This window comes from Micromonospora radicis (assembly GCF_003583405.1).
Taxonomy (GTDB): domain Bacteria; phylum Actinomycetota; class Actinomycetes; order Mycobacteriales; family Micromonosporaceae; genus Micromonospora; species Micromonospora radicis.
In genome coordinates this window covers 1-20,038 of record NZ_QXEC01000021.1, presented here as the reverse complement: position 1 = coordinate 20,038, position 20,038 = coordinate 1, and the positions used below count along the sequence as shown (strand labels likewise).

The 20,038-nt window shown below is 71.3% G+C and carries 19 protein-coding genes; 6 read left to right on the top strand and 13 right to left on the bottom strand.

What is annotated here, in order from left to right:
• The first annotated feature begins 185 nt into the window (after positions 1-185).
• Both D2L64_RS20075 and D2L64_RS20065 read left to right on the top strand, forming a co-directional pair.
• Positions 186-2,132, top strand: a complete 1,947-nt coding sequence (locus tag D2L64_RS20075; protein ID WP_199714647.1) for a DEAD/DEAH box helicase — start codon at positions 186-188, stop codon at positions 2,130-2,132.
• 619 nt (positions 2,133-2,751) lie between these two features.
• A complete protein-coding gene (locus tag D2L64_RS20065) occupies positions 2,752-3,381 on the top strand; it encodes a putative glycolipid-binding domain-containing protein (RefSeq protein ID WP_119578757.1) in 630 nt (209 codons plus the stop codon).
• A gap of 155 nt (positions 3,382-3,536) precedes the next feature.
• On the opposite strand, the gene cds1 is transcribed toward D2L64_RS20065, so the two are convergent.
• On the bottom strand, positions 3,537-4,628 hold the full coding sequence (gene cds1 / locus D2L64_RS20060) for an L-cysteine desulfhydrase Cds1 (protein WP_119578756.1): 1,092 nt from the start codon (positions 4,626-4,628) through the stop codon (positions 3,537-3,539).
• A 22-nt stretch (positions 4,629-4,650) separates the two neighbouring features.
• Entirely contained in the window at positions 4,651-5,109 is a 459-nt protein-coding gene (locus tag D2L64_RS20055; RefSeq protein WP_119578755.1) for an Lrp/AsnC family transcriptional regulator, read from the bottom strand.
• A gap of 269 nt (positions 5,110-5,378) precedes the next feature.
• Here D2L64_RS20055 and D2L64_RS20050 point away from each other — a divergent pair, with 269 nt between their 5' ends.
• Positions 5,379-5,645, top strand: a complete 267-nt coding sequence (locus D2L64_RS20050) for a BldC family transcriptional regulator (protein WP_119578754.1) — start codon at positions 5,379-5,381, stop codon at positions 5,643-5,645.
• A gap of 29 nt (positions 5,646-5,674) precedes the next feature.
• Here the strand turns inward: D2L64_RS20050 and D2L64_RS20045 are convergent, their stop codons facing one another.
• Positions 5,675-6,304, bottom strand: coding sequence for a UbiX family flavin prenyltransferase (locus D2L64_RS20045; protein ID WP_119578753.1), 630 nt, complete (start codon positions 6,302-6,304; stop codon positions 5,675-5,677).
• A gap of 161 nt (positions 6,305-6,465) precedes the next feature.
• Between D2L64_RS20045 and D2L64_RS20040 the strand changes: the two genes are divergently transcribed.
• Complete coding sequence (locus D2L64_RS20040; protein WP_119578752.1) at positions 6,466-7,479, top strand: terpene synthase family protein; 1,014 nt, start codon at positions 6,466-6,468, stop codon at positions 7,477-7,479.
• On the opposite strand, the gene mqnP is transcribed toward D2L64_RS20040, so the two are convergent.
• On the bottom strand, positions 7,468-8,451 hold the full coding sequence (gene mqnP / locus D2L64_RS20035) for a menaquinone biosynthesis prenyltransferase MqnP (RefSeq protein WP_119578751.1): 984 nt from the start codon (positions 8,449-8,451) through the stop codon (positions 7,468-7,470). The genes D2L64_RS20040 and mqnP overlap by 12 nt on opposite strands.
• A complete protein-coding gene (locus D2L64_RS20030) occupies positions 8,451-9,911 on the bottom strand; it encodes a menaquinone biosynthesis decarboxylase (RefSeq protein ID WP_119578750.1) in 1,461 nt (486 codons plus the stop codon). Before D2L64_RS20030 ends, mqnP begins: the two co-directional genes overlap by 1 nt.
• 274 nt (positions 9,912-10,185) lie before the next feature.
• Between D2L64_RS20030 and D2L64_RS20025 the strand changes: the two genes are divergently transcribed.
• A complete protein-coding gene (locus D2L64_RS20025; protein ID WP_119578749.1) occupies positions 10,186-10,401 on the top strand; it encodes a hypothetical protein in 216 nt (71 codons plus the stop codon).
• Here D2L64_RS20025 and ccsB read toward each other — a convergent pair.
• The 6 genes from ccsB to hemL all read right to left on the bottom strand — a co-directional run bounded on the left by ccsB (position 10,386) and on the right by hemL (position 16,591).
• On the bottom strand, positions 10,386-11,384 hold the full coding sequence (ccsB, locus tag D2L64_RS20020; RefSeq protein WP_119578748.1) for a c-type cytochrome biogenesis protein CcsB: 999 nt from the start codon (positions 11,382-11,384) through the stop codon (positions 10,386-10,388). The two genes, D2L64_RS20025 and ccsB, sit on opposite strands and share 16 nt — an antisense overlap.
• Positions 11,384-13,027, bottom strand: a complete 1,644-nt coding sequence (locus D2L64_RS20015) for a cytochrome c biogenesis protein ResB (RefSeq protein WP_119578747.1) — start codon at positions 13,025-13,027, stop codon at positions 11,384-11,386. Before D2L64_RS20015 ends, ccsB begins: the two co-directional genes overlap by 1 nt.
• Positions 13,027-13,905 (bottom strand): cytochrome c biogenesis CcdA family protein, encoded by an 879-nt coding sequence (locus D2L64_RS20010; RefSeq protein WP_119578746.1) that lies wholly within the window; start codon positions 13,903-13,905, stop codon positions 13,027-13,029. Before D2L64_RS20010 ends, D2L64_RS20015 begins: the two co-directional genes overlap by 1 nt.
• Entirely contained in the window at positions 13,905-14,480 is a 576-nt protein-coding gene (locus D2L64_RS20005) for a TlpA family protein disulfide reductase (RefSeq protein ID WP_119578745.1), read from the bottom strand. Before D2L64_RS20005 ends, D2L64_RS20010 begins: the two co-directional genes overlap by 1 nt.
• Before the next feature lies 1 nt (position 14,481).
• The gene (locus tag D2L64_RS20000) at positions 14,482-15,129 is read right to left on the bottom strand and encodes a histidine phosphatase family protein (protein WP_119578744.1); all 648 of its coding nucleotides are present in this window, start codon (positions 15,127-15,129) and stop codon (positions 14,482-14,484) included.
• Positions 15,130-15,253: 124 nt separating this feature from the next.
• Positions 15,254-16,591: a glutamate-1-semialdehyde 2,1-aminomutase gene (gene hemL / locus D2L64_RS19995; RefSeq protein WP_119578743.1), complete on the bottom strand. Its 1,338-nt coding sequence runs from the start codon at positions 16,589-16,591 to the stop codon at positions 15,254-15,256.
• Positions 16,592-16,731: 140 nt separating this feature from the next.
• On the opposite strand from hemL, the gene D2L64_RS19990 reads away from it, so the two are divergent.
• The gene (locus tag D2L64_RS19990; protein ID WP_119578742.1) at positions 16,732-17,067 is read left to right on the top strand and encodes an STAS domain-containing protein; all 336 of its coding nucleotides are present in this window, start codon (positions 16,732-16,734) and stop codon (positions 17,065-17,067) included.
• A 194-nt stretch (positions 17,068-17,261) separates the two neighbouring features.
• Here D2L64_RS19990 and D2L64_RS19985 read toward each other — a convergent pair whose 3' ends face one another.
• Positions 17,262-17,825 (bottom strand): response regulator, encoded by a 564-nt coding sequence (locus D2L64_RS19985; RefSeq protein WP_119578741.1) that lies wholly within the window; start codon positions 17,823-17,825, stop codon positions 17,262-17,264.
• A partial coding sequence (locus D2L64_RS19980; protein ID WP_119578740.1) for an ATP-binding protein occupies positions 17,822-20,038 on the bottom strand: 2,217 nt, incomplete at its 5' end. The genes D2L64_RS19980 and D2L64_RS19985, both read right to left, overlap by 4 nt.

Sequence of the window (20,038 nt, the reverse complement as noted above, 5' to 3'; positions counted from 1 at the left end):
CGTGGGTGAGTCCGCCCACTACCCACCGCCGACTTGGGCGACATCCGGCCCACCGCCGTACACTTGACAGCGATCACTGACCCCGGCGCGCGATGGCGCGCCCATCGGGCGTTCTTGCGGAAGATCCGGCGGCGAGGTGCCGCGGCGGGACATCGCGAAGATGCGCCCCGCTTGAAAGGCATTTCTTGACCATCTCCGCTGATCCCGGCACGCCCCTGTCCGCCCTCGACGTCCACGCCGGCTCGCAGCCGACCGTCACCGACGCCCCCACCACCACCTTCGAGGACCTGGGCCTGCCCGGTCCGCTGGTCCAGGCCCTTGCCCGGCAGGGCATCACCAGCCCGTTCGAGATCCAGCGGGCGACCGTGCCGGACGCGCTCGCCGGACGGGACGTACTCGGCCGTGGCCAGACCGGCTCCGGCAAGACGCTTGCCTTCGGGCTGCCACTGCTGGCCCGGGTCGCCGCCGCGGGACCGGCCCGGTCGCTGCGCCCCCGGGCCCTCGTCCTGGTTCCCACCCGGGAACTGGCCATGCAGGTCAACGACGCCCTGGCCCCGCTGGGTCGGTCCGTCGGCCTGTCCCTGAAGACCGCCGTCGGCGGGGTGCCCTACGACCGCCAGATCGACGCCCTGCGGCGCGGCGTGGAGGTCGTCGTGGCGACTCCGGGCCGGCTCGGCGACCTGATCGCCCGCGGCGTCTGCCGCCTGGACGACGTCGAGGTCACCGTGCTCGACGAGGCGGACCAGATGGCCGACATGGGCTTCCTGCCGGACGTCACCGAACTGCTGGCGAAGACCCCGGCAGGGGCCCAGCGGCTGCTCTTCTCGGCTACCCTCGACGCCGACGTGGACGCGCTGGTCCGGCGCTTCATGACCGACCCGGTCACCCACTCCACCGCGCCGCCCACCGCCGCTGTCTCCACCATGGACCACCACCTGCTGCTCATCCCGCCGGCCGACAAGTTCCCGGTGACCGCGTCGATCGCGGCGCGGTCCGGCCGCACCATCGTCTTCGCCCGGACGCAGCTCGGCGTGGACCGGCTCGTCACGCAGCTCGCGGCGGTCGGCGTACGCGCCGGCGGGCTGCACGGCGGCAAGACCCAGCGGATGCGTACCCGCACCCTGGCCGAATTCCGCGAGGGCCGGACGAACGTCCTGGTCGCCACCGACGTGGCGGCCCGGGGCATCCACGTCGACGGGGTCTCGCTGGTACTGCACGTCGACCCGCCGAAGGACCCGAAGGACTACCTGCACCGGGCCGGACGTACCGCCCGGGCCGGTGAGACGGGTGCGGTGGCCACCCTGGTGCTGCCGAAGCAGCGGCGCACCACCCTGGCAATGCTGGAGAAGGCCGGTGTGCAGCCGGCCGAGACCCGGGTACGCGCCGGTGACCCCGCCCTCGGCGAACTGACCGGGGCGCGGGAGCCCAGCGGTGTGCCGGTACGCGACGAGCCCCAGGAGTCCCGCCGGCCCGGCCGCACCGGTGGCCCGCGTCGCTTCGGCGACCGCCCGACCGGTGAGCGCAGCTACCGGGACCGGCCCAGCGGCGAACGCCGGTACGCAGGCGAGGGCCGGGGCGAGCGCGGCTACGGCTCCGACAGCCGCAGCGAGCGCCGTTACCCGAGTGACAGCCGAGGCGAGCGCGGATACCCGAGTGACAGCCGAGGTGAGCGCAGCTACGGTTCCGACAGCCGAGGCGAGCGCGGATACCCGAGTGACGGTCGAGGCGAGCGCCGCGGCCGTGACGAAGGTCGCGGTGACCAGTTCGGCGGCCACGGCCGGGACGACCGCCGTTACGGTGACCGGCCAAGCGGTGACCGCCGGTACGGCGACCACCCGCGCGGCGAGCGCGGTTACGCCGACCGGGGCGCCAGCGAGCGCGGTTACGCCGACCGGGGCGCCAGCGAGCGCGGTTACGCCGACCGGGGCGCCAGCGAGCGCGGTTACGCCGACCGGGGCGCCAGCGAGCGCGGTTACGCCGACCGGGGCGCCGGCGAGCGTCGGTTCGGCGAACCGGCCCGGGGCGAGCGTCGTTACGGCGACCGGATGCGCGCGGACGGCCGGGGCCCGCAGGACCGGCAGCGGGAGGACTGGCGGGGACCGGGTGGGCGCCCGCGGGCGCGCGCCCACTGATCACGAGCCACCCGCAACGCTGCGGCTGCGGCTGCGGCTGCGGCTGCGGCTGCGGCTGCGGCTGCGGCTGCGGCTGCGGCTGCGGCTGCGGCTGCGGCTGCGGCTGCGGCTGCAAGATCATGCTCGATCAGGGATCGAGTGGCCACCTCGTGATGCGATACCACTCGATCCTGGATCGAGCACGATCTTGCAGCCGGCGAAGGCGCCCGCCAGCGGAGACGGCGGCCTCACGGCGCAGACGGCGGCCTCACGGCGCAGACGGCGGCCTCACGGCGCAGACGGCGGCCTCACGGCGCAGACGGCGGCCTCACGGCGCAGGCGGCGGCCTCACGGCGAAGGGCCAGCCAGCGCAGACGGCGGCCTCACGGCGAAGGCGGCAGCCTCACGGCGAAGGGCCAGCCAGCGCAGACGGCGGCCTCACGGCGCAGACGGCGGCCTCACGGCGAAGGCGGCAGCCTCACGGCGAAGGGCCAGCCAGCGCAGACGGCGGCCTCACGGCGGAGACGGCGGGCAGCTGGCGGAGCATGCCACGGGTCGGGGTGCCGACTCGCCGGTTCTGGCTGGTGGCCTTCTGCGCAAGGCACTGCCCGGCCGGGTCGGGTGGCGTAACGTCCGATCCATGCCGACCAAGCCGAAGTCGTTGCTGTGGACCCGGATCGACACCGCCGGCGCCGAACATGCCCTGGTCGACGATGGTCACGGCCTGGCGGCTCAGGGCACCCAGCTGTCGGCCGATCCGCTGCCGTACACCTGCCGGTACCAGCTGATGACCGACCCGCAGTGGGTCAGTGTCCGGCTGGAGGTCGAGGTCGAGGGGGCCGGCTGGCGGCGCAGCGTACGGCTGGAACGGGCCACCGACCGGTGGCGGGTGACCGCCGCCGAGCAGGGTGACCTGGACGCGGCGCTGACGGCGGCCGGGCGACCGCCGGCGGGGCTGCCCGGGGTCGAGGATCCGGACCGGCTGGCCGATGCCTTGGACGTGGACCTGGGCGCTTCGCCGCTGTTCAACACGCTGCCGGTGCGCCGGCTGCGGCTGGCCGAGCAGGCCGCCGACACCAGCTATCCGATCAGCGTGGCGTGGGTGCTGGTGCCGAGCCTGACGGTGCTGCCCACCGAGCAGGTCTACACCGCGCTCGGGCCGAACCGGTTCCGGTACGCCAGCGACGGCTTCAGCGCCGACGTCGAGGTGGACCGGGACGGCTTCGTCCGGCACTACCCGGGTCTGGCGGAGGCCGCCGAGCCCCGTTGAGCGGCACGCCCCCGGGCCACCACCGCCGCGCGACAGCCACGGCCATCAGGACGGCCGAGACCACCGGGACGACCAACCCGGCCGCCCGCAACCCCGCCACCTCGGCCAGGATCTGCGGCGCACCGTGCGGACCGCCACCACCAGCGCCGGAGAGGTCAGGACGGCCAGCTGCCGTCGGCCAGGAAGCGCTCGACGGTGCCCAGGTGCGGGGCCAGGTCGAGGCCGTGTGCCGCCACCCACTCGTCGGCGTAGTACGTGTCGGCGTACCGGTCGCCCGCGTCGCAGATCAGGGTTACCACCGAGCCGGTCCGGCCGGCCGCCAGCAGTTCGGCGATCAGCCCGAACGCGCCCCACAGGTTGGTGCCGGTCGAGCCGCCCACCCGTCGTCCCAGTACCGCCGAGCCGGCCCGCATCGCGGCCAGCGAGGCGGCGTCCGGCACGTGCACCATCCGGTCCACCACCGAGGGTACGAACGACGCCTCGACGGTGGGCCGGCCGATCCCCTCGATCCGCGAGCCCCGGCCGGTGCGTACCGACCAGTCGGCCGCCTGCCAGGCCGGGTAGAACGCGGAGTTCTCCGGGTCGACCACGCAGAGCTTGGTGGGCAGTCGCTGGTAGCGGGCGTACCGGCCGATGGTGGCGCTGGTGCCGCCGGTGCCGGCACCGACCACGATCCAGGCCGGTACGGGATGGCGTTCCAGGGCGAGCTGCGCGTAGATCGACTCGGCGATGTTGTTGTTGCCCCGCCAGTCGGTGGCCCGCTCGGCGTAGGTGAACTGGTCCATGAAGTGTCCGCCGGAGTCCTCGGCGAGCCAGCGTGCCTCGATGACCACCTTCGCCGGATCCTCGACCAGGTGGCACCGACCGCCCTGGAACTCGATCTGGGCGATCTTCTCGGGCGAGGTCGAGGCGGGCATCACCGCGACGAAGGGCAGCCCCAGCATCCGGGCGAAGTACGCCTCGGAGACCGCCGTCGAGCCGGAGGACGCCTCGATGACGGTGGTCTCCGGCCCGATCCAGCCGTTGCAGAGCCCGTAGAGGAACAGCGAGCGGGCCAGTCGATGCTTCAGCGACCCGGTCGGGTGCACCGACTCGTCCTTCAGGTACAGGTCGATGCCCCAGTGCCGGGGCAGCGGGAAGGGCAGCAGGTGGGTGTCGGCGGACCGGTTCGCATCCGCCTCGACGGCCGCGATCGCCTCGGTCACCCACCGGCGGCTCGCCTCGTCGCAACGGTCGAGATGAGTCACGTCGGGAAACCTAGCAAGCGACTCACGACGAGGTCGGAGCCACCGCCTGGGGGCGGTTCTCCCACTTGGTCGACAGGGCGATGCTGGTCCGGGTGGAGGCCACGCCGGGTGTCCGGTTCAGCCGTACGATCAGCTGCTCCAGCTCGGCGATGGTGCCCACCCGGGCCTTGAGCAGGAACGACTCGACGCCGGCCATGAAGTAGCAGGATTCGATCTCGGGGATGCCCCGGAACGCCTCCAGCACGTCGTCGGTGTCCGCGCCGGAGTCCTCCACGATGCCGATCAGCGCAGTCACGCCCAGCCCGATGGTCTCCGGCTCGACCTCGGCCCGGTACGCCCGGATGACCCCGCCGGATTCCAGCTTCCCGACACGTTCGTGCACCGCTGGCGCGGAGAGGCCGACCTGGCGGGCCAGTTCGGCGTACGACAGGCGGGCGTTGCCGCGGAGTAGGTCCACGAGGGCGAGGTCGATGGCGTCCACGGACTGTAGACCCTAGTCGTCGGCGCGTAACACTCGGACGCCGGCATCCGTTAGGCATGGCGGAGCGTGACAGTTCGCATACCCAGGGTTCGAAGGGCGTGGCGCCGGTAGCATTTACTAACTTCCCACTCAGTGCGTTTTTCGCGTTTGGCGGACAGGCCAGGTCGCTGGTGCTGTAATTGCCATACGTCCCTCATGACGGCTCTGGGCTCGCACCGGCCGGGGGCAGTGTGTTCAGCCGGGGGCTTCGTCGACGCGAGGAGGGGGCTGTGGACACTGGAGATCGCCTGCTGACACCGGGTGAGGTCGCCGCGCTGTTTCGGGTTGACCCGAAGACCGTGACGCGATGGGCGGCGGCGGGCCGGATCGGCAGCATCCGGACTCCAGGAGGGCATCGCCGGTTTCGAGAATCCGAGGTACGGGCCCTGCTCGAAGGGGAGGGCATGCTGGAAGAGGCGGACGAGATGGGTAGACCGCGCAATGCGGGCCCGACCGCTTCGACCGGACCGGGCCCGGCCAACGCCGGCATGTACTGAGTGGTGCGGATCAGAACGCGGACCGGCCGTCAGGTCCGGTCCGCGTTCAACTTTCCGGCCCAGCGCTGGAACAGCGTGTGCGGCACGCCGAGGGCGTCGAGCACCTTGCCCGCCACGAAGTCCACCAGCTGCGCCGCGGTTGCGGCGGCACCCGCGCCGTAGAAGCCGGGGCTGGCCGGCAGTACCACCGCACCGGCGTCGTGCAACGCGATGAGGTGTTCCAGGTGGCTGCGGGTCACCGGCGTCTCGCGGGGTACCACCACCACCCGGCGACGCTCCTTGAGGTTCACCTCGGCGGCCCGCTGCAACAGGTCCTTGGACAGGCCGATGGCGATGCCGGCGCAGGCGGCCGTGCTGGCCGGGACCACCGCCATCCCGCGTACCGGGTAGGAACCGCTGCTCGGGCCGGCGGCCAGGTCACCGGCGGGCCAGTGCCGTACGTCCGCGTCGGCGAGGTCGCGGCCGAGCCAGGCAGCGAGATCCACAGCCCAGTGCGCGTCGCGGAACGACCGCCCGGTCTCGTCGAGCACGGTCAGCCGGGCGGCGCGGGAGACGATCAGGTCCACCGACTCGCCCGCGTCGAGCAGCCCGCGTACGACCGCCGCCGCGTACGGCGTACCCGACGCGCCGGACACCCCGACCACCCAAGGTTCACGCATGCCTCCAGCCTGCCTGGTCGCCGTCGACACCGGTCGGGCACCCCGCCGGGTCGGCGTGATCCGCGTCGTTACTCCTGCGATGTCCGGCCGGAACCTGCGAGCCGGGGCGAGCTGCCATGCTGCCCTGGGGCGAGCAGCGGTGGGCGCGGGAGGGATCCGGAATGACTGAACACACCCTGCCGGTGCCCCGCGTTGGTGCCGTGCTGTCGGAGTTGGGCGCCGCCTGCCCGTATGTGCCCCGGCTGTCGCCGTACGCGGACGACACCCAACGCTGGCTGGTCGACTGGCTGCCGCAGGCCGGTCTGCCGCTGGACGACCCGGCCCGGGCGCGACTGGCCGGCGCCCGGTTCGCCCGCTACGCGGGACGGCTCTACCCGGATGCCACCGCGGCCGACCTCCGCGTGCTGTCCGCCCTGTTCACCTGGTTCTTCCTGGTCGACGACGCCTGCGACGGGCCGGGGCGACTCGACCTGGACGAGATCAGCGCGCTGCGCGACGGCGCGCTGGCGCTGCTCCGCGACGACGCCCCGGGGCAACCGCGAGCGGGGTTGGCCGGCCCGCTGCGCCGGCTGTTGGCGACCGCGTGGCGCGAGCCGCAGCGCCGGATGCCAGCCCACTGGCGGCTGCGGTTCGCCGACGCGGTCGCCCAGCACCTCGACGGAACCTGGCAGGAGGCGGCCAACAAGTCCGGTGGTCATCTGCCCGGCGTCGCCGAGTACGTCGTGCTGCGCCGGGCCACCTCGGCCGCGAACGTCGCGTATCCGCTGGTGGAGTTCGTCCACGGCCGGGCGCTGCCCGACCCGGTCTACCATCACCCGCTGCTGCGCCGACTCCGCGATCTCGGCAACGACCTGCTCTCCTGGTACAACGACCTGGCCTCGCTGGAGCGGGACGCGACCACCTCCGGCGGGCACAACCTGGTGCTGGCGGTGGCCGCGGAACGCCGGGTTCCGCTGCCCGACGCGGTCGAGTCGGTGGCCCGGCGCTGGCACCGGTCGATGCGCCGGTTCGTCGCCCTGCGCGCCACGGTGCCGTCGTTCGGCCCGGCGCTGGACGAGGCCGTCACCGCCCACCTCGACGGGGTCACCCACGCCGTACGCGGCACCATCGACTGGACCCTGGAGAGCGCCCGGTACACGGCACACCAGCCGCGGAGCCGGGCCTCAGGGCCGTAGGCCCAGCCGGATCACCAGGTCGAGCAGGGCGAAGGCGAACAGGGCGATGCCGACGAAGCCGTTGGCGGTGAAGAACGCCCGGTTGACCCGGCTCAGGTCGGTCGGCGTCACCACCAGGTGCTGGTAGCCGAAGGCGACCGCGGTCAGCACCAGCCCGATCCACCAGAGCCAGCCGAAGCCGACCAGCGCGCCGAACCACAGGAACAGCGCGAAGGTCAGCACGTGCGCGACGGTGGAGGCGTGCAGCGCGAACCGCAGCCCGTACCGGGCCGGCACGCTGTGCACGCCGATCTTCCGGTCCACCTCGGCGTCCTGGCAGGCGTAGATCAGGTCGAAGCCACCGATCCACAGGCCGACGGCGGCGCCGAGCAGCCAGGCCGGCCCGGAGCCCGCGAAGGTGCCGGTGACCGCCAGCCAGGCGCCGATCGGCCCGACCATCTGGGCCACGGCCAGGATGGCGTGCGGCCAGTTGGTGAACCGCTTGCCGTACGGGTAGACCACCAGCGGCACCACCGCGAGCGGCGCGAGGGCCAGGCAGAGCGGGTTGAGCAGGGCGGCGGCGGCCAGGAACACGGCCAGCGCCACGCCCGCGCCGACCCAGGCCGTCCGCAGGCTCACCGCCCCGGTGACCAGTTCCCGGTTGGCCGTACGCGGGTTGCGCGCGTCGATCCGCCGGTCCAGGATCCGGTTCGCGGCCATCGCGAAGGTACGCGCCCCGACCATCGCCACGGTGATCAGCAGCAGGTCGATCCACCGCACCCGCCCCCCGGCAACCGACATCGCGGTCAACGCCGACAGGAAGGCGAACGGCAACGCGAACACCGAGTGCTCGATCGCCACCAGCCGCAGGAACGCCCCCACCCGCCCCCGCGATCTTGCACTTTCCGTCGGGGCAGAGCTGGCCGAAGTGGACGAATCGGCGACCGGAAGTGCAAGATCACGAGGATCGGCGGCGTCGGGGGTGGTCGCCATCAGATGCCGTACTCCTTCCAGCGCTTGTCGACCAGGGAGACCACCTCGGGGGACATGGTCATCTCTTCGGGCCAGCCGCGGGTGTAGCCCTCGCTGGGCAGCTTGCGGGTGGCGTCGATGCCGGCCTTGCCACCCCAGAACTGCTGGTACGACGAGTGGTCGAGGTGGTCCACCGGCCCCTCGGTGAGCAGCAGGTCCCGGGCGTAGTCGACGTTACCGAAGGCGCGGAACGCGACCTCGTTGTAGTCGTGCACGTCGCAGTCCTCGTCCACGATCACGATCAGCTTGGTCAGCGACATCATGTGCGCGCCCCAGATCGCGTTCATCACCTTCTGCGCGTGCTTCGGGTACCGCTTGCGGATCGACACGATCGCGCAGTTGTGGAAGACCCCGGCGGACGGCAGGTCGTAGTCGACGATGTCCGGGATGAGGAACCGGAGCAGCGGCGCGAAGATCCGTTCGGTGGCCTTGCCGAGGCCGTGGTCCTCCTGCGGCGGCTTCGACGTGACGATCGAGTGGTACACCGGGTCACGCTGCATGGTCATCGCCTCGACGTGCAGCACCGGGAAGGGCTCCACCGGCGTGTAGAAGCCGGTGTGGTCACCGAACGGCCCCTCCGGCAGCCGCTCGCCCGGCTCCAGGTAGCCCTCCAGCACCACCTGGGCGTGCGCCGGCACCTGCAACGGCACGGTCAGGCAGTCGACCATCTCCACCCGCTCACCGCGCAGGAACCCGGCGAACAGGTACTCGTCGATGTCGGCGGGCAGCGGCGCGCTCGACGCGTACGCGACCACCGGGTCGCAGCCGATGGCGATGGCGACCGGCAGGCGCTGGCCGAGCCGCTCGGCGACGGCGTGGTGCGCGGTGGAGTTCTTGTGGATCTGCCAGTGCATCCCGAGGGTGTTGTGGCTGTGCTGCTGGAGCCGGTACAGCCCGAGGTTGCGCTTGCCGGTCTCCGGGTGCTTGGTGTGGGTCAGCCCGAAGTTGTGGAAGATCCCGCCGTCGCCCGGCCAGACCTGCAGGCCCGGCAGCCGGTTCAGGTCGACGTCGGCACCCCGGTAGACCACCTGCTGGCAGGGCGCGGTCTTGACCTTCTTCGGCGGCATAGACTTGAGCTGCATGACCTTGCCCAGGCCGCCCATCATGCCGGAGAAGCCCACCGGCAGCTCCGGCTTGAGCAGCTCGCCGATCCGGTTGCCGATCTCGTCCAGCGACTCGACGCCGAGCGCCATCGCGGTCCGCTTCTCGGTGCCGAAGAGGTTGATCGCCACCGGCATCTCGCCCCGGGTGGGCCGCTCGAAGAGCAACGCCGGACCGCCGGCCCGGACCGTCCGGGTGACGACCTCGCTGATTTCCAACGTCGGATCCACCGGCACGTCGACCCGGCGTAGTTCGCCCTCGCGCTCCAGCGCCGCCAGGAAGTCCTTCAGATCGGTGTACGGGAACCCACGAGCCGCCATGCCCGCAAGTCTCCCCCACACCCGGCGGCCCCACCCACGCCGGGTGCCCGCTCGCCCTGTGGCACACCGCACGCCCCTCCGGCCCCGGGCGGCCCTGCCCGGTGCGTCCCGGAGCACTGCCCGGCAGCATCCAGTCCAGATCTTGGACACTTGCCGTTCCGCGCTAACGGAAACTGTCCAAGATCTCCTCAACACCGGCCAGTTGAGCGAGCAGTGCCGGCGACGAATCTCACTGGCTCTGTCCCGAACCCATCAGGAACGGCACGGTGGACGCATGTCGGATGCATACGTCGTCGGCGAGCCGGACGGGCTCTCGCCGCTACAGACCTGCCTGCGCGACGCGATCGCCCGCGAGTTGCACGCGCAGATCGCGCTGCGCGCGGAACGCATCGAACTCGCCGACGTGCCGGAGGTCGCCTACCAGATCACCTTGCGCGTCGCCGAGACGCTGAGTCGACGCCGCGCGACGTGTGCTCAGATGCCGCCGTAGGAGTGCAGGCCCTCGAAGAAGATGTTCACGCCGAAGAGGTTCATCAGCACGGTCAGGAAGCCGAGGATGGCCAGCCAGGCGACCACGTTGCGCTTCACGCTCGGCGTCGCCCGCGCGTGCAGGTAGCCCGCGTAGATCACCCAGGAGATGAAGGCCCAGGTCTCCTTCGGGTCCCAGCCCCACGGGCGACCCCAGGCCGCCTCGGCCCAGATCGCCCCGGCGATCACCGCGAAGGTGAAGATCGGGAACGAGAAGGCGTGCAGTACGAAGGTGAGCCGCTCCAGGCCGGCCGCCGCCGGCAGCCGCTTCGCCAGGGTGTACGGGAAACTACGTTTGCCCTGCTCGTAACCGGCCCGCATCAGGTACGCCGCCGCCGGCACCACACCGAGCAGGAAGAGTCCCGAGGCGAACACGATCGTCGACACGTGCACGATGAACCAGTACGAGTTGAGCGCGGGCACCAGCGGCACGATCGGCGTGTAGAGCACGAGTTCTGCGGTGGCCACCAGCAGCACCATCACCAGGGTCAGGAAGAGCCCGAGCCGGCGCAGCGACGGCACCTTCACCAGCACCACCAGCCAGGCGGCGACCCCGATGAACGAGACCGTGAGCACGAACTCGTACATGTTGCCCCACGGCATCCGGTCGGCGGCCAGACCGCGGGTGACCAACCCGGCCAGGTGCGCCGCCGCGCCCAGCGCGGTCAGCCCGACGGCGACCCGACCGGCCAGTTCGGCCCGCCGCGCGGTGCGCTCGGTCGAGGTCGCGGCCACCGTGGGCCGGGCGGCCGTCAGGTCGGGCGCGTCCCGCCGCGTCGCCGGGGTGGAGCCGGCGCCGACCGCCGCACCGACCAGTTCGCGGGCGGGCGCGGCCACGGCCCGGGCCCGCGAGTTGCCGAGGGCGTACTCGACCGCGTGGCCGATCATCGCCAGCAGGTACACCAGCGTGGTGATCGTCATCAGCTGGTCGGAGAGTGCGGACATCACTCGGCTCCTTCTCGCGCGGCGGGAGCGTCGTCGGTCTTGCCGGCCGGCCGGTCGTCCCGCAACGCCGCCACGAGTTGAGCGAACTCGTCGGCGAACCCGGGATGTTCGGTACGCGGTAGACCGCCCACCTCGACCAAACTACTACCGCCCGTCGGAGATCCGTTCGCGGGGTCGGCCGAGCCCGTCGGCAGCAGTCGGACGAAGACCCGGCGTCGCCGGACGAACAGCGAGCCCATCAGCCCCAGCACCAGGCCGACCGAGCTGATCAGCAGCAGGTTCGTACCCGGGTCGTAGCGCACCGACAGCACGATGTACGGCTCGGAGCCCAGGAACTCGACCTTGCTGCCGTCGTCGAGGGTCCAGCTCTCTCCCACCCGCAGCTCGCGCGAGCCGATCTCGGTGAGTCGCCCGTTGCGTACCTGGCGTTGGTCGAGCTGGTACACCGAACCGGGGATACCGGCGTCCAGGCCGAGGTTGCCCTGGTAGGCCACCAGGCCGAGCAGCGGGTTCTGCTCGGTCGGGTGTTCCGAGCGGGTGAACGGTCCCTGCTGCGGCGCGGTCGGCAGGTACAGGCCGTCGAAGGCCACCTGCAGCTCCCGATTGCGCTCGCCGGTCGCCGGGTCGACGTTCGCGTCCGGGAAGGCGGCCAGCCCTTCGCTGGTCAGCCCCATGTCGCCGGTGCCCAGGAACGGCACGGCACTGGTCTGGCTGCGGCCGTACCGGTCGGTGTAGCGGATCACCGGGGCGTACCCGTGCCCGAGCAGGTAGACGTTCGCACCGTCGAGGCGCAGCGGCGAGTTGACCGAGAACTCCGCCGCCCGCGGCGCGCCGCCGTTCTCGTCCACGGTCACCTTCGCCTGGTAGTACGACGGCTGACCGGTCGGCAGGAAGCGGGCGTCGAACTCGTCCAGTTGCATGCAGAACCGGGGCAGGTCGTCGCCGACGCGCGGGCCGAGCTTCGCCTCGGCGTACTGCTGGCGGGTGTTGCAGAAGACGTGGTCGGCGCCGGCGACGAGCAGCCGGTTGCCGCTCCAGCCGTACCACGAACCGAGCGCGACACCGATCAGCAACAGCACCATCGAGCTGTGGAAGATCAGATTGCCGGTCTCCTTGAGGTACCCCTTCTCGGCGGAGACCTCGTCGCCGCGGACCACCACCCGCCACCGACGACGGCGCAGCGTCTCGGCGATCGCCGCCACGCCGCCGTCCGGCGCGGGCACCACCGTGTGCTGCGGCAGCCGGCTCAACCGCTTCGGTACGGCCGGCGGCCGGGACCGCAGCGCCCGGACGTGATCGACCAGCCGGGGTGTGATGCACCCGATCAGCGAGGTGAACAGCAGCAGGTAGATCGCGGAGAACCAGACCGAACTGAACGCCTCGAACGCACCGATCCGGTCCAGCCACGGCGCCAGCTCGGGGTACGCGGTGAAGAAGTCGCGGACGTCCTCCGGGTTGACGCCGCGCTGCGGCAGCACGGAACCCGGAATGGCGGCGACCGCGAGCAGGAAGAGCAACACCAACGCGGTACGCATACTGGTCAGCTGCCGCCACGAGTTGCGCAACAGGGCCAGCAGCGGGTTGGGGCGCCGCCGGGGCGGCTCGGCCGGTGCCGGAACCGGCCGCTGGTCGACAGCGGTCATCAGATGCTCACCTGGAAATCGCCTACTCCGATGGTGGTCTGCAGCCAGATCACGATGTTGGTCCAGCCGCCGGTGACCAGCGCCAGCCCGATCACGACCAGCAGTACGCCGCCGATCCGGGTGACCCAGCGGCTGTTGCGCCGGATCGCGCGGAACACCCCGAGCAGCCGGTTGAAGCCCAACCCGAAGACGACGAACGGAATCCCCAGCCCGAGGCAGTACGCCACGGCCAGCACCACCGCCCGGTCGGTCTGCCCACTGGTGGCGGCCATGCCGAGCACCGCGGCCAGGGTGGGCCCGGTGCAGGGCACCCAGGTCAGCGCGAACACCGCACCGAGTACGGGTGCGCCGAGCAGGCCGGCCGAGGGCAACCGGTTGATCCGCAGTTCGCGCTGCAGCCCGGGCAGTACGCCGAGATAGCCCAGCCCGAGCAGCACCACGAGCCCGCCGACGACGATCTCCAACGGCCGCTTGTAGTCGAAGAAGACCCGGCCGATGGTGCTGAACAGGATCGCGGTGGAGACGAAGACGACGGTGAAGCCGGCGACGAAGAGCAGCGTGCCGAGGAGCACCCGGCCCTTCACCGCCGCGCCGACCTTGGGACGTACCTCCCGTGCAACGGTGCCGACGCCGCCGCCCGTCGTACTGGTCGTGGTGGCGGCCGGAGCCCCCTCCGCCGCCGGGGTCGACCCCGGGCCCCTGCCTTCCCCGCGGCCTTCGAGGTCGGTGCCGGCGAGGCCGGTGACGTAGGAGAGGTAGCCGGGCATCAGCGGCAGCACGCACGGCGACAGGAAGCTGACCAGCCCGGCCAGGGCCGCCGCGCCCACCGCGAACAGCAGTGGGCCGGAGACGGCGAGCTGCCCGAAGGTCTCGCCCATCAGCGTTCGCCGGACGACGCGGGCGACTCCGCGGCGATCCGCTCGACGATGGGTTGCAGGCCCTCCTGCCGTACCGCCGCCCGGATCACCACCGCGATCCGACCCTCCCGGTCGAGTACGACGGTGGCTGGGATGGTGTTCGGCGGGATGTCCATGGCCAGGGCCAGCCGACTGCCCGGGTCGAAGATGCTGGGATAGCTGACCCCGTACGCCTCCTCGAAGGCGATCGCCTTGTCCCGGCTGTCCTGCACGTTGATGCCGAGGAAGGTCACCCCGGAGTCCTTGGTCGCCTGGTAGGTGTTCTCCAGGTCGTCGGCCTCGGCCCGGCAGGGCGCGCACCAGGAGCCCCAGAAGTTGACCACGACGACCTGGCCACGCTGGCCGGCCACGTCGTAGTCCTCGCCGGTGAGCAGCTGACCGGCGATCCCGGGGGCGGCGGAGCGTTGCTCCGGTGTGCACTCGACGATGCCGCCGGTGGTGTCGCAGGCCGCCTCCCGGCCCCCGCCGGTGCAGCCGGTCAGGGCTGCCGCCGCGGTCACCGCGAGCAGTCCCAGAACCCATCTCGGGGCGGCCATCTCAGGCCCCCTTGGCGGTCCGCGCGGTCGGCGACATCGCCACCAGGTGTGCGGCCGGTTCGGAGTAGCCGATGCCGACGATCTTGGCGCCGTCGAAGTGGAACGTGGTGAGGGAGGCCAGCGAGCACTGACGGCGGCGCGGATCGTGCCAGAGCCGCTTACGTTCGACGTGCCGGCGCAGCGTCCAGATCGGCAACTGGTGGGAGACCAGGACGGCCTCGCGGCCCTCGGCGGCGACCCGGGCGGCGTGCAGCGCGGCGAACATCCGTTCCGCGATCGCCCGGTACGCCTCGCCCCAGGAGGGGGTCACCGGGTCGCGGAGCACCCACCAGTTGCGCGGATCCCGGAACGAGCCGTCACCAGGCGAGACCCGCTTGCCCTCGAACCAGTTGGCGCTCTCGATGAGCCGCTCGTCCACCCCGACGGGCAGCCCGAACTGTGCGGCGATCGGCTCGGCGGTCTGCTGGGCACGTTCCAGCGGGCTGGCCACCACGTGCACGACCTCCCGGGCGGCGAGCCCCTGCGCGGCGGCCTTGGCCATCTGGACGCCCAGTTCGCTGAGCCGGAACCCGGGCAGTCGGCCGTAGAGAATGCCGTCCGGGTTGTGCACCTCGCCGTGCCGAAGCACGTGGACCACCGTCTTACTCACCGCTGTGTCCCCTCTGTTCGCGACTGCGGGGCTCGCAAGACCGGCTCACTCCTCGCGCTCACCCGCGCCCCCTTCGTTCGCGACTGCGGGGCTCGCAAGACCGGCTCACTCCTCGCGCTCACCGCTACCCCCCTGTGCCTGCCGCTGCTGCCGCGTTGGCCGCCGCCGGCAGGGCGACGGCGATCTGTTCCAGGGCGGCGTCGTCGATCGCCGCCGAAACGAACCAGGACTCGAACGCGCTCGGCGGGAGGTACACCCCGGCCGAGAGCATCGCGTGGAAGAACGCCTTGAACGCGGGCACCTGCTGGGTGCGGGCGCTGTCGTAGTCGACCACGTCGGCGTCGGTGAAGAAGATCGAGAACATGCTGCCCGCGTACGACAGCCGGTGCGGGACACCGGCGGCGGCCAGCGCGTCGGCGGCGAGCTTGCCCACGACGGCGGCGGTGTCGTCCAGCTTGCGGTAGAGCGCGTCGTCGGCCAACCGCAGCGTGGTCAGCCCGGCCGCGCAGGCGAGCGGGTTACCGGAGAGGGTGCCGGCCTGGTAGACCGGTCCGGCCGGGGCCAGCCGCGACATGATCTCCGCGCGCCCGCCGAACGCCGCGGCGGGCAGCCCACCACCCATGACCTTGCCGTACGTCCACAGGTCCGCGTCGACCGGATCGAGTCCGTGCCAGCCGGCGCGGGAGACCCGGAAGCCAGTCATCACCTCGTCGACGACGAGCAGCGCGCCGTACGCGTGCGCGATCCGCGCCAACTGCCCGTTGAAGCCGTCGCGGGGCGCCACCACGCCCATGTTCCCGGGCGCCGCCTCGGTGATCACCGCGGCGATGTGCTGGCCCTCGGCCGCGAACGCCGCCTCGACCGCGGCGATGTCGTTGTACGGCAACACGATGGTCTCGCCCGCCGCCGCGCCGGTGACACCGGGCGAGTCGGGCAGGCCGAGAGTGGCCACCCCGGAGCCGGCGGCGGCGAGCAGCGCGTCCACGTGCCCGTGGTAGCAACCGGCAAACTTGATGATCTTCGACCGGCCGGTGAAGCCACGGGCCAGCCGGATCGCCGACATGGTCGCCTCGGTGCCCGAGTTGACCAGCCGGACCTGCTCCACCGGCGTACGCTCGACGATCTCGGCGGCCAGCTCGACCTCACCCGGCGTCGGCGTACCGAAGCTGGTGCCGTTGGCGGCGGCGGCCTGAACCGCCGCGACCACCTCGGGATGGGCGTGGCCCAGGATCAGCGGACCCCAGGAGCAGACCAGGTCGACGTAGCGCCGCCCGTCGGCGTCGTACAGCCAGGGCCCCTCACCGCGGACCATGAAACGGGGTGTGCCCCCGACCGCCCGGAAGGCACGCACGGGAGAGTTCACCCCGCCCGGCACGATGGCGCGAGCGCGGTCGAACAGGGCCGCTGAGGCCGGCGCATCGACCGGGTAACGGTCGGATCCGGCAGAGTACACCTCGGTCACGATGCCGCCATTGTGTCAGCGCCCGTTGGTGGACCGGCAGCCACCCCGGAACGGGGTTACCCGGCTCACCCTGCGGCACGCTGCTCGGATACGGCTCGCCTCGGCAGGCCGGGAGGTCGAGATCGCGATAGGCTGACCCGGTGGATCGTGCCGAACTGTCCATCACCGTACACCGAACGGGCGACGAAGCAGTCCTACGCCTCGCCGGTGAGATCGACATGCTCACGGCCGCCCAGCTGTCGACCGTCGTCAACGAGGTACTCACCGAGCCGCCGCCCCGCATCGTGCTCGACCTGGGCGGGGTCACCTTCTGCGACTCACAGGGGCTCGGCACGCTGGTGGTGCTGAGCCGCAAGGCCAGTCACGCCCAGAGCCTGCTCGTCCTGACCAACGTCGGCGAGTTCCTGCTCCGCGTCCTGGACATCACCGGCCTGCGCAGCGCCCTGATGATCCGCAACGACGCCCCCACGCCCTAGCCCCCACCCTCTCCGCGCCCCAAGCGCCACGCCGGCACCGGCACCGGCAGGCACAGATCTTGCACTTCCGGTCGCCCATATGCACTGTTTGTGACGCTTTACCCCGACCGTAAGTGCGAGATCGCGTGACGCGCGGGCACGTGAGGCGGAGCGCACGGGCGGGACAGGGGTGGGGTAGGTGGGGGTGCGTGGGGTTAGTCGGGGGTGGGGCCCCAACGGGCTTGTTCGAGGGTGGAGAGGGCGCGGGGGACGGCGTCGGGATTCTCCTCGGCGGCACGGAGCAGGGTGGTGGCCTCGTCCACGGCGTCGGTGAGCAGGCGCCATTGGGCGTCGCGTTCCCGCACCATCTCGGACTGGGCGGCCAACTGCCGGGTCTTGGTCCACAGCTCGACGAAGACGGACACCTTGGCCCGCAGCACCCAGGGGTCGAACGGCTTGGTCAGGTAGTCGACCGCACCGACCGCGTAGCCGCGCAGGGCCAGTTGGGCGTCCCGGTCGGCGGCGGTCAGGAAGATGATCGGTACGTGCCGGGTACGCTCCCGCCGCTTGATGTGACTGGCCGTCTCGAAGCCGTCCATGTCCGGCATCTGCGCGTCCAGCAGGATCACCGCGAAGTCGTCGACCAGCAGCTGCTTCAGTGCGGCTTCGCCGCTCTCCACCGCGACCGACTGCACCGGCAGCCCCTGGAGGATCGCCTCCAGGGCCATCAGGTTCTCCCGGCGGTCATCGACCAGCAGCGCCTTCGCCACCTGCGTCACGAGCCCTCCTCAGTACGGCTGCCACTGATCCAGGACGACATCAGCTCGATCAGCTCGTCCAGGTCGACCGGCTTGGTGATGTAGTCGCTGGCCCCGGCGGCTATCGCCGACTCCCGGTCACCGGGCATCGCCTTGGCGGTCAGGAAGACGATGGGCAGGTCCGCGAAGCGGTGGTTACGGCGGATCTGCCGGGTCGTCTCGTACCCGTCCTGGTCGGGCATCATCGCGTCCATCAGCACGATGTCGACCTCCGGGTGTTCGGCCAGCAGGCGTACGCCGTCGCTGCCGTTGTCCGCGTACAGCACCGTCATGCCGTGCAGCTCCAGCGCGCTGGTCAGGGCGAACACGTTGCGCACGTCGTCGTCGACGATCAACACGGTGGCACCGTCCAGCTGGCGGGTCTGCGGTGCCTCCGGCCGTTGCGGCAGCAACTCCACCGGCGGCATCAGCAGCGACGACGGCAGGCCGGCGCGCTGCGGCGACGGCGCCGCGGGCGCGACCACGGCGTCCGGCGCCAGTACGTCGGGCAGGTAGAGGGTGAAGGTCGAACCCTGACCGGGTGCCGAGGTGACGGTGATCGTGCCGCCGATCAGCCGGGCCAGATCCCGGCTGATGGACAGGCCCAGCCCGGTGCCGCCGTACCGACGGCTGGTCGTGCCGTCCGCCTGTTGGAACGCCTCGAAGATCAGCGACAACTTGTCGTCGGAGATGCCGATCCCGGTGTCGATCACCGTGAAGGCGATGGCCTGCCGGGCGTTGGTCAACGCCGGTACGTCGAAGACCACGTTCTCCGGGGCGCGGGAGATCCGCAGGGTCACCGCACCGTTGTCGGTGAACTTGACCGCGTTGGAGAGCAGGTTGCGCAGGATCTGCTGGAGCCGCTGGGCGTCGGTGACCACCGCCGGTGGCAGATCCTTGCCGATCCGTACCTGGAAGTCGAGGCCCTTCTCCTCGGCCTGCGGGGCGAAGGCCTGCTCGACGTAGCTGCGGATCTCCGCGAACCGGACCTCGGTCGGTTCCACGTCCATCCGCCCTGCCTCGATCTTCGACAGGTCGAGGATGTCGTCGATGAGCGACAGCAGGTCCGAGCCGGCGCTGTGGATCGTCCGGGCGAACTCGGTCTGTTTCGGGGTCAGGTTGCGCTCCGAGTTCTCGGCCAGCAGCCGGGCCAGCAGCAGCAGCGAGTTCAGTGGCGTACGCAGTTCGTGGCTCATGTTCGCCAGGAACTCCGACTTGTACGCCGAGGCCCGGGTGAGCTGCTGCGCCTTCTCCTCCAGACCGAGCCGGGCCAGTTCGATCTCCCGGTTCTTGGTCTCGATGTTGCCCTTCTGCTCCGACAGCAGCGTCGCCTTCTCCTCCAGTTCGGCGTTGGTGCGTTGCAGCTCCGCGGATTGTTCCTGCAGCTCGTGGGCGAGCCGCTGGGACTGGGCGAGCAACTCCTCGGTACGCCGGTTGGCCTGGATGGTGTTGACCGCGATGCCGATGGTGGCGACCAGTCGCTCGAGGAAGGACAGGTGCAACTCGGAGAAGGGCGTCGCGCTGGCGAACTCGATCACGCCGAGCAACTCGCCCTCGAAGAGGACCGGAAGTACGACCAGGTCGGCGGGCGGCGTGTCGGCCAGTCCGGAACGCAGCGTGATCCGCCCGTCCGGTACGGCGCCGACCCTTATGGTGCGCCGGGACAGCGCGGTCTGCCCGACCAGCCCCTCGCCCGGCCCGAAGGTGACCTCGTGCCCCCGGGACACGTAGCCGTACGAGGCGGTCAGCCGCAGCCGCATCACCCCGTCGGAGTTGTCCGCCAGGAAGAACGCGCCGAGTTGCGCGTCGACCAGCGGAGTCACCTCCTGCATGATCATCCGGCAGACCTCGCCGAGGTCGCGCTGGCCCTGCAACAGACCGCCGATGCGGGCCAGGTTGGAGTCGAGCCAGCCCTGTTCGGCGTTCTTGTGGGTGGTCTCCCGCAGGGTGACGATCATCTGGTTGATGTTGTCCTTCAGCTCGGCGACCTCGCCCTGCGCCTTCACGGCGATCCGCTGGGTCAGGTCACCCCGGGTCACCGACGTCGAGACCTGGGCGATAGCCCGCAGCTGGGTAGTCAGCGTGGAGGCGAGCTGGTTGACGTTCTCGGTGAGGTCGCGCCAGGTGCCGGAGACCCCCTTCACCTGGGCCTGACCACCCAACTTGCCCTCGATGCCGACCTCCCGGGCCACCCG

Excerpts from the sequence above, each read along its gene's own strand:
- D2L64_RS20040 (WP_119578752.1), top strand. The coding sequence starts at position 6,466 with ATGACTGAACACACCCTGCCGGTGCCCCGCGTTGGTGCCGTGCTGTCG.
- D2L64_RS20045 (WP_119578753.1), bottom strand. The coding sequence starts at position 6,304 with ATGCGTGAACCTTGGGTGGTCGGGGTGTCCGGCGCGTCGGGTACGCCG.
- D2L64_RS20005 (WP_119578745.1), bottom strand. The coding sequence starts at position 14,480 with ATGGCCGCCCCGAGATGGGTTCTGGGACTGCTCGCGGTGACCGCGGCG.
- D2L64_RS20010 (WP_119578746.1), bottom strand. The coding sequence starts at position 13,905 with ATGGGCGAGACCTTCGGGCAGCTCGCCGTCTCCGGCCCACTGCTGTTC.
- D2L64_RS20030 (WP_119578750.1), bottom strand. The coding sequence starts at position 9,911 with ATGGCGGCTCGTGGGTTCCCGTACACCGATCTGAAGGACTTCCTGGCG.
- D2L64_RS20025 (WP_119578749.1), top strand. The coding sequence starts at position 10,186 with ATGTCGGATGCATACGTCGTCGGCGAGCCGGACGGGCTCTCGCCGCTA.
- D2L64_RS20015 (WP_119578747.1), bottom strand. The coding sequence starts at position 13,027 with ATGACCGCTGTCGACCAGCGGCCGGTTCCGGCACCGGCCGAGCCGCCC.
- mqnP (WP_119578751.1), bottom strand. The coding sequence starts at position 8,451 with ATGGCGACCACCCCCGACGCCGCCGATCCTCGTGATCTTGCACTTCCG.
- ccsB (WP_119578748.1), bottom strand. The coding sequence starts at position 11,384 with ATGTCCGCACTCTCCGACCAGCTGATGACGATCACCACGCTGGTGTAC.
- D2L64_RS20065 (WP_119578757.1), top strand. The coding sequence starts at position 2,752 with ATGCCGACCAAGCCGAAGTCGTTGCTGTGGACCCGGATCGACACCGCC.